Genomic DNA, 11,662 nt, shown 5'->3' with positions numbered 1-11,662 from the left:
AATGGAGCAATTATGAGAAAAAACAGCATAAAGAATACGCGGATTAACAGCGAAGTGCAGAGAGAACTGGCTAATATTATCCGTGGAGAGATCAAAGATCCACGTATTCATCCGCTGACCTCAGTGGTTACGGCAGAAGTAGCGCCGGATCTGAAGACATGTAAAGCATATATCAGTGTGCTTGGAGATCAGGAAGCGCAGAAAAAGACGCTGGAAGGTCTGAACAGTGCAGTCGGCTATATCAGACGTCAGCTTGCCAGAAACCTGAATCTCAGAAATACACCGGAGATCCGATTCATAATGGATCAGTCTATTGAATATGGTGTTCATATGTCAAGGCTGATTGATGAAAATCATGTGGAAGAATCCGGGAGGGATGAGGATGATCAAGACGAATAACATCAGGGAAGAACTGAATGGAATCACAACAGTAGCCATATCCGGCCATATCCGGCCGGACGGTGACTGTGTCGGTTCCTGTATGGGACTGTATTTGTACTTAAAAGAGAACTTTCCACAGCTGAATAAGATCGATGTCTATCTGCAGGAGATACCGGAGAGTTATCACATCATCAGCGGCACAGAGGACATCCATCATAACTGTGACAGCGATGAGATCTATGATCTGTTTATTGCGCTGGACTGTGGAGATCTGGGACGTTTGGGCGAATCTGTAAAGTATTTTCAGACAGCCCGCCATACCCTTTGCTATGATCATCATGTGAGCAACAAGGGATTTGCCGATACCGATTATGTGGATCCGGCTGTCAGTTCGACATCAGAACTGGTCTATCATGTGATGGATCCGGAAAAGATCACCAAAGAGACTGCAGAAGCGCTGTATATGGGGATTGCCCATGATACCGGAATCTTTCAGTATTCCTGTACCTCTCCTCATACCATGGAAGTGGCGGCAGAGTTGATGCGCAAAGATATTGACTGCAGTTATATTATTGACACTACTTACATGGAAAAGACTTATGTGCAGAATCAGATTCTGGGAAGAGCACTGCTGGAGAGCATAATGGTTCTGGATGGCAGATGTATCATCAGTGCCATTAAGAAAAAAGATATGAAGTTTTACGGTGTGGAACCGTCAGATCTGGATGGCATTGTCAGTCAGATGAGACTGACCAGGGGCGTGGAAGTGGCTATTTTCCTGTATGAGACTAATGTACAGGAATATAAGGTCAGTCTTCGTTCCAAATCTTATGTGGATGTCTGTAAAGTAGCTCAGTATTTTGGCGGCGGTGGACATGTGCGTGCAGCCGGATGTACCATGCAGGGATCCATGCATGATGTGATCAATAATCTGACCCTTCATATTGAAAAACAGATGTAATAACAGGAGACGAGTGAAAAAATGATTCATGGCGTCATTAATATTTACAAAGAAAAAGGCTACACTTCCCATGATGTAGTGGCAAAGCTGCGGGGAATTTTAAAGCAGAAAAAGATCGGACATACAGGCACCCTGGATCCAGATGCGGAAGGGGTGCTTCCGGTATGTCTGGGAGCCGGAACCAGATTATGCGATATGCTGACAGATAAGGATAAGACTTACCGAACCGTTATGCTTCTGGGAAAAGAGACAGATACGCAGGATATTTCAGGAACAGTTCTGAAGGAAATGCCGGTGACCGTGACAGAAGAACAGGTGAAGGAAGCGGCAGAGAGTTTTATCGGGGATTACGAACAGATTCCACCGATGTATTCTGCACTGAAGGTAAATGGCAAAAAGCTCTATGAACTGGCCCGAGAAGGCAAGACCATTGAGCGGAAGGCCAGACCTGTAAAGATTCTGGAACTGACCATCGAAGAGATCGACCTGCCGAGAGTTACCATGACCGTGACCTGTTCGAAGGGAACCTATATCCGTACCCTGTGTCATGATATCGGAGAGAAGCTGGGAATCTGTGCCTGTATGGAAGAACTGACCCGTATCCGTGTAGGGATCTTTGAGATTCAGGACGCTCTGCGGCTTTCAGAAGCAGAAGAACTGCAGAAGAAGAAGGCAGAGGGAGAGAGTGTCAGTCAGGAACTCCTGGAGCATATTATTCCGGTGGATCAGATGCTGAAGCAGTATCCGGCTTTCGAGATGAAAAAAGGAATGGACAGATTTTTGTATAACGGAAATCCGTTATTTCCAAATCAGTTCACAGGAACATCAGCAGAAAAAAGGGCTTTCGGCTGGGTGCGTATATATGACTCACAGGAACATTTCTGTGGAGTCTACCAGTATGATATGCAGAAAAAACGTTATCAGCCGGTAAAGATGTTTTTAGACTGGCGAAATGAGAAATAGGAAAAAAAGGAACAGAACATGAAGTATATAGAAGGCTTAATGGACGATTATACCATGGACAGAGACAGCGCGGTGACACTGGGGAAGTTCGACGGACTGCATCTGGGACATCAGCAGTTAATCCGGCGGATCTGTGAGAAGGAAAAAGCAGGACTGGAGAGTGTGGTAGTAACCATCTGGCCGGATCCGAAGAATCCGGCACTGCTGACCAAAGGTGAAAAAAAAGAACTTTTAAAGAAGATGGGCGTATCCTGGTGGATCGACTGTCCATTCCTTCCGGAGATTTCTCATATGAGTTCGGAAGACTTTGTACGTGATATTCTGGTAAAACGTCTGCGGGCAAAATATATTGCAGTAGGTGAGGACTTCCGGTTTGGTTATCAGAGAAAGGGAGACTGCCATTTGCTGGAACAGATGCAAAAAGAACTGGGGTATACGCTGGAGATCGTTCCAAAGGAGATGTATCAGGAACGGGAAATCAGCAGTACCTACGTAAAAGATGCACTGGAAAAGGGAAATATGGAACTGGTCACAGAACTTCTGGGGTATCCTTATACAGTCAGAGGCGAGGTGCTTCATGGACGGAGGATCGGAAGAACCTTAGGAATGCCTACCACCAACCTGATTCCATCCGTGGGAAAGCTTCTGCCTCCCAATGGGGTCTATGCGACAAAGACTGTTCTGGAAGAAGGAATATTCAATGGCGTAACGAATATAGGATATAAGCCTACTGTGGGAGAATATTTCCGAGGCGTAGAGACCTATTTATTTGATTTTGAAGGAGATCTGTACGGAAAAGAAATTGAAGTGCAGTTGTATTCCTTTGAGAGACCGGAGCAGAAGTTCCCGGATCTGGATGAATTGAAAGCACAGATGCACAGGGATATCTGCTTTGGAAAAGAATATTTTAACAGTAAAGAGTGAAAAAAGATCAGAGCTGGCAATGTCATACCTTGACAGAGAGATTGGATCGGGTGTATGATTGGTGCCAATAAAGGGGAGTAACCTACGCTTAACAGTTTTGCGTTTGTGATATCGTCAGTACGATGGAAGCATCCGGTATCATAAGGAAATGGTGAGACTTTTATTGCATTTTTATGATGCGATAAGGGTCTCTTTTTTATTAAAGAGATCTTTATTGTAAAAAAATTAAGAAGAAGTGGAGAAAAATAATGGATTTAAGCAGACGATCGATGAAAAAAATTCGGGAACTGATTGTGTTTACTGCATTTCTCGTAGTTGCTTTATGGAAATTCGATGTAGTGATTGAAGTCTTAAAGACAGCATGGAAAATCGTGTTTCCTTTTGCGCTTGGTGGTGCAATTGCCTTTGTGATTAATGTGCCAATGAGTTTTCTGGAAAAGAAAATTCTCAGAAATATAAAAGAAGAAAATAAAACAGGCAAAAAAGCTGCGAGACCGATAAGTCTGCTCCTTACAATTATACTGGTGGCTGGTGTAATTGTATTGGTAATGTTTGGTGTGATACCTCAGCTAACACAGACAATGGGAAATCTGATGACAAGTATTTCGGATTTTATTCCACAGATGCAAAACTGGATCAGAGAATTTTCACATGATAATCAGGAAATTATGAAGCTGGTAGATCAACTGCAGTTTCAGCCTGATCAGGCAATTAAATGGGGGATAAGTCTTCTTGGAAGCGGCGCCGGAAATATGATGAATACGACGATGTCAGCAGTAGGTTCCATTGCCAGCGGATTAGCGACCTTTTTTATCGCGTTTTCCTTTGCCTGTTATATTCTTTTCCAGAAGGAAAGACTGCATTTGCAGGTAAGAAAAGTGATTTTTGCGTTTATTCCAAAACAAAAAGCAGATGCAATTCTTAAAATATGTTCCCTGACCTATCGGACTTTTGCACACTTTCTTGCCGGACAGTGTCTGGAAGCTGTGATTCTCGGAACTATGTTTGTCATTACGTTAAGTATTTTAAAAATGCCATATGCACTTTTAATTGGTATTTTGATTGCATTTACCGCATTGGTTCCTGTTTTTGGCGCTTTTATCGGCTGTGCAGTGGGAAGTCTTTTGATTTTTATGATAAATCCCAGACAGGCAGTTTTATTTATTATAGTATTTTTGTTTTTGCAGCAGATAGAAGGTAATCTGATCTATCCACATGTTGTTGGAGGATCCGTAGGACTGCCATCGATATGGGTACTGGCGGCAGTTACAATCGGTGGAAATCTCATGGGAATTGTAGGTATGCTTATTTTTATTCCGCTGGTATCGGTATTTTATACGATTTTCCGTGAATTTGTATATAGTCGTCTAAAAAAACAACATATAAAACAAGTGACAAGGACAGATGTGGTGGAATATACGGCAGAGGAAAGTGAATAAGGAAAAAAAGTACGCTGATCCATAATGGTGCGGTACAATTGCATCAGTACTTGACTTTTCTTAATGGCTGAAATATGATAGCTAAAGAAAAAAACAGGTGGTGAAAAAAATGCTGACAGCAAGTATCGTATTTATTGCGCTGGGAGGTCTGCTGGTTCTGGCAGGGTATTTCTGGCTGTTATCCATAGAAGGAAGACAGAAATACAAGGGAAAAACAACTGGTGTAGTAGCAGAGATTGTAGCGGGAGAACCAGATAGCTTTGGACGACAGGCAGGTATACATGATTATTTTTATCCAGTAATTACATTTTATGCGGATGGAATTCTTCATCGGGAACAATATGCAAAAGGAAGCAATCCCTGTCTGTATATGGTGAATGAAGAGGTACAGATACGTTATAACGAAAGAAAACCGGAAGAATTTGAACTATACAAAAATGATAAAAGAACAGAACTTGCCAGGACGATATATTATGCAGGATTTTTGTGTTGTTGTATCGGTGGAATATTCTTTATGATATTTGCAACAAGAGGTTGACGAAGCAAAAAGATCATGTTACAATGTTCGGGTATGAAATGAGCCGACACTCAGAGATAGGACACTCCGACCGTTTCTTAGTGTGAGGCGTTTAAAAATGAAAGGAGAAAGAATCATGATTTCAAAAGAAAAGAAACAGGCAATTATCGCTGAATACGGACGTAAAGAAGGAGATACAGGATCACCTGAAGTACAGATCGCAGTATTAACAGCAAGAATTCAGGAACTGACAGCTCATCTGCAGAGTAATCCTAAGGATCATCATTCAAGAAGAGGTCTTCTGAAAATGGTAGGTCAGAGACGTGGTTTACTGGCATACTTAAAGAAAACTGATATTGAAGGATACCGTGCTTTAATTGCAAAATTAGGAATCAGAAAATAATTTACATGGGGACGGGTAACCGTCCCCGTTGTTGTTCATGACAATAGAATATTCGCGGATCGTGTATTCTATTGCAGTAAAATGTTTTACAGACAACAGACACCGTAACACACAGACGGCAGAGAGCCGAGACCACTGAAAAGCGCATTTCCTGTAAGTGCTTTTTTCAGTCGTTTCGGAAGACTTATGCCGCTGTAACAACAAAAAGAAAAGGAGAATGACCATGTATAAGAGCTATTCCATGGAACTGGCTGGCAGAACACTGACAGTCGATGTAAATCGTGTAGCAAAGCAGGCAAATGGTGCAGCACTGATGCACTATGGTGATACCACTGTCCTTTCTACAGCAACTGCTTCCGAGAAGCCAAGAGAAGGAATCGATTTCTTCCCACTTAGCGTAGAATACGAAGAGAAGATGTATGCAGTAGGAAAGATCCCGGGAGGATTTAATAAGAGAGAGGGAAAGGCATCTGAGAATGCAATTCTGACCAGCCGTGTTATCGACAGACCGATGAGACCGCTGTTCCCGAAGGATTACAGAAATGATGTAACTTTGAACAATCTGGTACTCTCCGTAGATCCAGACTGTGCACCGGAGCTGACTGCTATGCTGGGTTCTGCAATTGCAACTGCGATTTCAGATATCCCATTTGACGGCCCTACAGCTACCACACAGGTAGGTCTGATTGACGGTGAATTCGTATTCAACCCGAACGCAGCACAGAAGGCAGTATCTGATCTGCAGCTGACTGTTGCATCTACCAGAGAAAAAGTCATCATGATTGAAGCTGGTGCCAATGAAGTACCGGAAGATAAGATGATTGAAGCAATCTTTGCAGCTCATGAAGTAAACCAGAAGGTTATCGCATTTATCGACACCATCGTAGCAGAATGTGGCAAACCAAAACACAGCTATACAAGCTGCGCAGTTCCAGAAGAGCTTTTCGAAGCAATGAAGAAGATCGTGACTCCGGAAGAGATGGAAGTGGCTGTCTTCACAGATGAGAAGCAGAAGAGAGAAGAGAACATCCGTCAGATTAAGGAAAAACTGACCGAAGAATTCGCTGATAATGAAGAATGGCTGGCTGTACTGGATGAAGCAGTTTACCAGTATCAGAAGAAGACTGTTCGTAAGATGATCTTAAAAGATCATAAGCGTCCAGACGGACGTCAGATCGACCAGATCCGTCCGCTGGCAGCAGAAGTAGATCTGATTCCAAGAGTACATGGCTCTGCTATGTTTACCCGTGGACAGACACAGATCTGCAATATCTGTACACTGGCTCCACTGTCAGAAGCACAGAAGATTGATGGTCTGGACGTGGCTGAGACAAGTAAACGTTATATGCATCACTACAACTTCCCAAGCTACTCTGTAGGTGAGACAAAGCCATCCAGAGGACCGGGACGTCGTGAGATCGGTCATGGAGCACTGGCTGAACGTGCCCTGGTACCGGTACTTCCGAGTGAAACAGAATTCCCATATGCCATCAGAACAGTATCCGAGACCTTCGAGTCCAACGGATCTACTTCTCAGGCAAGTATCTGTGCATCTTCCATGTCACTGATGGCAGCAGGTGTGCCGATTAAGAGTGCCGTGGCAGGTATTTCCTGTGGTCTTGTTACTGGCGAGACAGACGATGACTACATTGTACTGACAGATATCCAGGGACTGGAAGACTTCTTCGGAGATATGGACTTTAAGGTAGCTGGTACTCATAAGGGTATCACAGCAATCCAGATGGATATTAAGATCCATGGTCTGACTCGTCCGATCATTGAAGAAGCCATTGCCAAGACAAAGATTGCAAGAACCTACATTCTGGATGAAGTTATGGCAAAAGCTATTGCAGAGCCAAGAAGCAGTGTAGGAGAATATGCTCCAAAGATCATCCAGATCAACATTGATCCACAGAAGATCGGTGATGTAGTTGGCCAGAGAGGAAAGACCATCAACGCAATCATCGAACAGACTGGTGTGAAGATTGATATCACAGATGATGGTGCAGTATCCATCTGTGGAACAGATAAAGAAAAGATGGCAGAAGCTATGGATATGATTCGTATCATCACCACAGACTTCGAAGCAGGACAGGTATTCACAGGAAAAGTCATCAGCATCAAAGAATTCGGTGCATTCCTGGAATTTGCTCCTGGAAAAGAAGGAATGGTACACATCTCCAAGATCTCCAAAGAGAGAATTGACAAGGTAGAAGATGTACTGTCATTAGGTGATGTAGTGAAGGTTGTATGCCTTGGAAAAGACAAGATGGGCAGAATCAGCTTCAGTATGAAAGACATTGAACAGTAAGAATAGAAGAAAAATGAGGGCATCCGGAATGAACCGGTTGCCCTTTTTCAGATTAGACAAATAATTCATTATTTCCATTTTCCAGAGGAGAATAAAGCGATATACAGTACAAACAGCAGCAGGTTATGTGCAATCATACATCCCCAGGCAGCAATCAGTCCCAGCCCAAGAAGCTGGGTGCAGATGAAAGTTCCAACGATGCGCACACCCCACATACCGATGATATTGAAGATAAATGGAATCATGGTTTTTCCCAGTCCCTGCATCATTCCTTCCAGAACGATCGGTACGCCGTAAAATGGTTCTGACATGGCAACAATACGAAGCACAGTAGTTCCCAGAGAAAGTACCTGAGGATCATGTGTGAAGATTCCCATCAGGACTGGTGCAAACACAAAAAGCATACCTCCGGATACCAGCATCAGGCTGATTTCCATTGGAATAATGGTGTTGGAAAGCCGATGGAGACGTGCCTCATCCTGAGCACCTCTGGCATTGCCGGAGAGGGTAGCGGCTGCGGTTTGCATACCCCAGCCAGGAATGTAAAAGGCAGATTCTACGGTATTGGCGATGGTATGTGCTGCGGTAGACAGTTCTCCCAGTGAATTGATCATGGAAGCAAAAGCCACATAGCCCAAAGAAGTTGCAAAGCGCTGGAGCATATTTGGAAAAGCTACACGCAGGCAGGGCTTTAATACCTGTGGGTCCGGTCTGAGAGACTGGCCTTTTGGGGATACGGTATCGTGATGCCAGAGCTTCCAGGCAATCAAGATGCCGCCGCAAGTGTATGCAACAGCGCTGGCTATGGCTGCACCTTCAATACCCCATCCGGCTCCAGGAACAGTGAGAAGCCAGCTGCCAAGATACACGGAACGGGTATTGTAGATCAGGAGGAAATTCAGCACAATATTGATCACATTCATGGTGATGCCGGCAATCATAGGAGACCTGGCATCTCCGGCAGAGCGCAGTACGGTACCCAGAATAATATTCATGGTACGGAACAGCATTGGAGAATATAAAATCAGGAAATATCGTGCGGCCATATCCCGAATGGAAGGATCCACCCGCATCCATACCGGTACCAGATGACTGCATCCGCAGGTCAGAACCGTAAAGAAAATACCAGCCAGAACCGTAGAAAAAACAGCCTGTCCGGCTGCTTTTTTTGCCTGCAGGATGTTTCCTGCTCCAATTGACTGGGAAATATAATATAAAAATCCAATTCCAATAGCGGAGATCGTACTTTCAATCAGCCAGTTGATCGTACCGGTTGATCCCACCGCTGCAGTAGCCTGGGTACCAAGAGTACCCACCATAGCGGTATCAATGTATTGAACAGCCGTCTGCATAAACTGTTCCAGCATGGTCGGCCAGGCCAGAGAGAAAATCACCGGCAGCATGGCACGGTCAAAGTGAAATGGCAGACGGATAGAAGAAATCTTTTTATTCATATAGATTGTCCTTTGTAAGATAGATCATATTTTTGTGATATTCGATCAATCCATCCAGTTGCATTTCACCGGCATCGATCTGACTTAATTTGAGTAAGAAGTGATGCGGATACCGGACAGTTGTTTCGGCTGTGTCCAGTCCTCATCGGTAAATCCCTGAAAAAGTATGGACTGAAATTTTCTCATAAAACCCTCTTTTTTTGTGGTTATAACCACGGAATGAATAGATTTATTATATTATGATTGGCTCAGAAAAGAAAGGGGGAACCTGAAAATGATCCGAAAAATTATTCAGATGCAGATGACAGTGATTATCACAGATGGAAAAATAAAAGAAGTTGGTGTATACTATAAGAAATTGCTGAAGTAAATTGCAAAACAGCGAGAAAATAAAAATAGGGAGAACAAATACACATGAGTGAACAGACAAGACAGCCAAAGTGGTTGGACAATGCAGTGTTTTATGAGATTTATCCACAATCATTTCAGGATACCAATGCTGACGGTATCGGAGATATCGAAGGTATCATCCGACATCTGGATGATATCAGTGAGCTTGGATGTAACGCTATCTGGCTGAATCCATGTTTTCAGTCACCCTTTGGAGATGCGGGATATGATGTGGAAGATTACTGTCAGGTAGCACCGCGATATGGAACCAATGAAGATCTGGCACGGTTGTTTGAAGAAGCGCATAAAAAAGGTCTGCATGTGATTCTGGATCTGGTTCCGGGACATACCGCTGTGACGCACAGATGGTTCCGGGAATCTATGAAAGCAGAGAAAAATGAGTATACCGATCGGTATGTCTGGACGGACTGCGTGTGGGAATCACCAGATGGCATGGGCTGTATCCGAGGTATTTCTGATCGTGACGGCTCCTGTGCGGTGAACTTCTTTTCTCATCAGCCAGCATTAAACTACGGCTTTTACAAGCCAGATAAGCCATGGCAGCAGTCCTTTGATGATCCGGGACCGCAGGCCACTCTGGAAGCGATGAAAGACGTGATGCGTTTCTGGCTGAAAATGGGGTGTGATGGATTTCGGGTAGATATGGCAGGATCACTGGTAAAAAATGACGAAGAGGGAAAAGGAACCATTCGGCTCTGGCAGAATGTGCGGAAGTTCCTGAACGAAGAATTTCCGGATGCTGCAATGGTATCAGAATGGGGCGAGCCGGATAAATCCCTGCAGGGTGGTTTCCATATGGACTTTTTACTCCAGTTTGGTCCATCTCACTATATGGATCTGTTCCGTTGTGAAGAACCATTCTTTTCTTCCAGCGGAAAAGGAAATATTGCAGAATTTGTACATACTTATCAGAAAAATTATGAGAAATCAGAATGCAAGGGCCTGATCTGTATTCCGTCAGGCAATCATGACATGGCTCGTCTGGCACGTCGGCTGCAGGGAGATGAACTGAAAATTGCTTTTGCTTTCCTGTTATCCATGCCAGGAGCACCATTTATCTATTATGGAGACGAGATAGGCATGCGTTATGTGGAAGGATTAACCTCAGTAGAAGGTGGTTATGAACGTACTGGTTCCCGGTCTCCGATGCAGTGGGATGACAGTATGAATGCAGGCTTCAGCCATGCCCCGAAGGAGTGTCTCTACATCCAGCAGGATCCGGCAAAAGATCGTCCGACCTTAAAAGCGCAGAAACAGGATCCGGATTCTCTGTATCATGAGGTTCAGAAGCTGATTCAGATCCGTATGGCACACCCGGCTCTTCAGAGTAAGGGAGAGATTACCTATGTCTATGCAGAAGAAAATGCCTATCCACTGGCTTATGTAAGAAGCAGCGAAGAAGAAAATATTCTGGTGGTCATCAATCCGGCAGCCAGAACGGTGGAATTCCCATATGATGGACAGATTGGTGAAGTGCTCTATCAGTTTGGAAGAGGTTTGTCCAGTGATGGCAAAAAGATCACCATACAGGGCCAAAGTGTTGTATTTGTAAAAATATCATAACTATTATTTTACCTGGCTCTGAACAGTTACATCGATTTTAAGCTTTGAAATGACTGCATCGAAAAAAGATACAATAACATAACGAAAACAGAAATTCGCATAGCCGGCAGTATGCCAATTCAGCAGCGCAGGTAGACAACAAATTAATTTGTTGTCTCAGACTGTAGACAAAGCCCTGCTTTTGCAGGGTTTTGCTATTGTTGGAGCCGCTTTTCTGATATAATAAATATCAGAAGGGCGGTGTTTTTTTATGATGACGAAAAATACAGATAAAAAAAGAGAACAAATGATGATGTTTTCCATGGATGACATGGTACCTCAAAACCATATGCTGC

General features: G+C 43.8%; 10 protein-coding genes. 9 read left to right on the top strand and 1 reads right to left on the bottom strand.

Going from position 1 to position 11,662, the window contains the following annotated elements; genetic code table 11:
- The first annotated feature begins 12 nt into the window (after nt 1-12).
- The 8 genes from rbfA (at nt 13) to OCV47_RS08930 (ending at nt 7,899) form a co-directional block, all read left to right on the top strand.
- A complete protein-coding gene (rbfA, locus tag OCV47_RS08965; protein ID WP_262654751.1) occupies nt 13-399 on the top strand; it encodes a 30S ribosome-binding factor RbfA in 387 nt (128 codons plus the stop codon).
- On the top strand, nt 383-1,342 hold the full coding sequence (locus OCV47_RS08960) for a DHH family phosphoesterase (protein WP_331481282.1): 960 nt from the start codon (nt 383-385) through the stop codon (nt 1,340-1,342). Before rbfA ends, OCV47_RS08960 begins: the two co-directional genes overlap by 17 nt.
- Nucleotides 1,343-1,363: 21 nt before the next feature.
- The gene (truB, locus tag OCV47_RS08955; protein ID WP_262654750.1) at nt 1,364-2,305 is read left to right on the top strand and encodes a tRNA pseudouridine(55) synthase TruB; all 942 of its coding nucleotides are present in this window, start codon (nt 1,364-1,366) and stop codon (nt 2,303-2,305) included.
- An 18-nt stretch (nt 2,306-2,323) separates the two neighbouring features.
- Nucleotides 2,324-3,229 (top strand): bifunctional riboflavin kinase/FAD synthetase, encoded by a 906-nt coding sequence (locus tag OCV47_RS08950; RefSeq protein WP_262654749.1) that lies wholly within the window; start codon nt 2,324-2,326, stop codon nt 3,227-3,229.
- A 248-nt stretch (nt 3,230-3,477) separates the two neighbouring features.
- A complete protein-coding gene (locus tag OCV47_RS08945) occupies nt 3,478-4,668 on the top strand; it encodes an AI-2E family transporter (RefSeq protein ID WP_262654748.1) in 1,191 nt (396 codons plus the stop codon).
- A 109-nt stretch (nt 4,669-4,777) separates the two neighbouring features.
- Nucleotides 4,778-5,206: a DUF3592 domain-containing protein gene (locus tag OCV47_RS08940; protein ID WP_117449917.1), complete on the top strand. Its 429-nt coding sequence runs from the start codon at nt 4,778-4,780 to the stop codon at nt 5,204-5,206.
- Between the two features lie 115 nt (nt 5,207-5,321).
- Nucleotides 5,322-5,588 (top strand): 30S ribosomal protein S15, encoded by a 267-nt coding sequence (rpsO, locus tag OCV47_RS08935; RefSeq protein WP_117449918.1) that lies wholly within the window; start codon nt 5,322-5,324, stop codon nt 5,586-5,588.
- 223 nt (nt 5,589-5,811) lie between these two features.
- Complete coding sequence (locus OCV47_RS08930; RefSeq protein WP_117449919.1) at nt 5,812-7,899, top strand: polyribonucleotide nucleotidyltransferase; 2,088 nt, start codon at nt 5,812-5,814, stop codon at nt 7,897-7,899.
- Nucleotides 7,900-7,967: 68 nt separating this feature from the next.
- On the opposite strand, the gene OCV47_RS08925 is transcribed toward OCV47_RS08930, so the two are convergent.
- Nucleotides 7,968-9,353, bottom strand: a complete 1,386-nt coding sequence (locus OCV47_RS08925) for an MATE family efflux transporter (RefSeq protein WP_262654747.1) — start codon at nt 9,351-9,353, stop codon at nt 7,968-7,970.
- A 414-nt stretch (nt 9,354-9,767) separates the two neighbouring features.
- Here OCV47_RS08925 and OCV47_RS08920 point away from each other — a divergent pair, with 414 nt between their 5' ends.
- Nucleotides 9,768-11,327 (top strand): alpha-amylase family glycosyl hydrolase, encoded by a 1,560-nt coding sequence (locus tag OCV47_RS08920; protein WP_262654746.1) that lies wholly within the window; start codon nt 9,768-9,770, stop codon nt 11,325-11,327.
- Nucleotides 11,328-11,662: the final 335 nt, after the last annotated feature.

The organism is Muricoprocola aceti (assembly GCF_025567005.1).
Lineage (GTDB): Bacteria > Bacillota > Clostridia > Lachnospirales > Lachnospiraceae > Marvinbryantia > Marvinbryantia aceti.
This window is presented reverse-complemented; position numbering and strand designations above follow the sequence as displayed.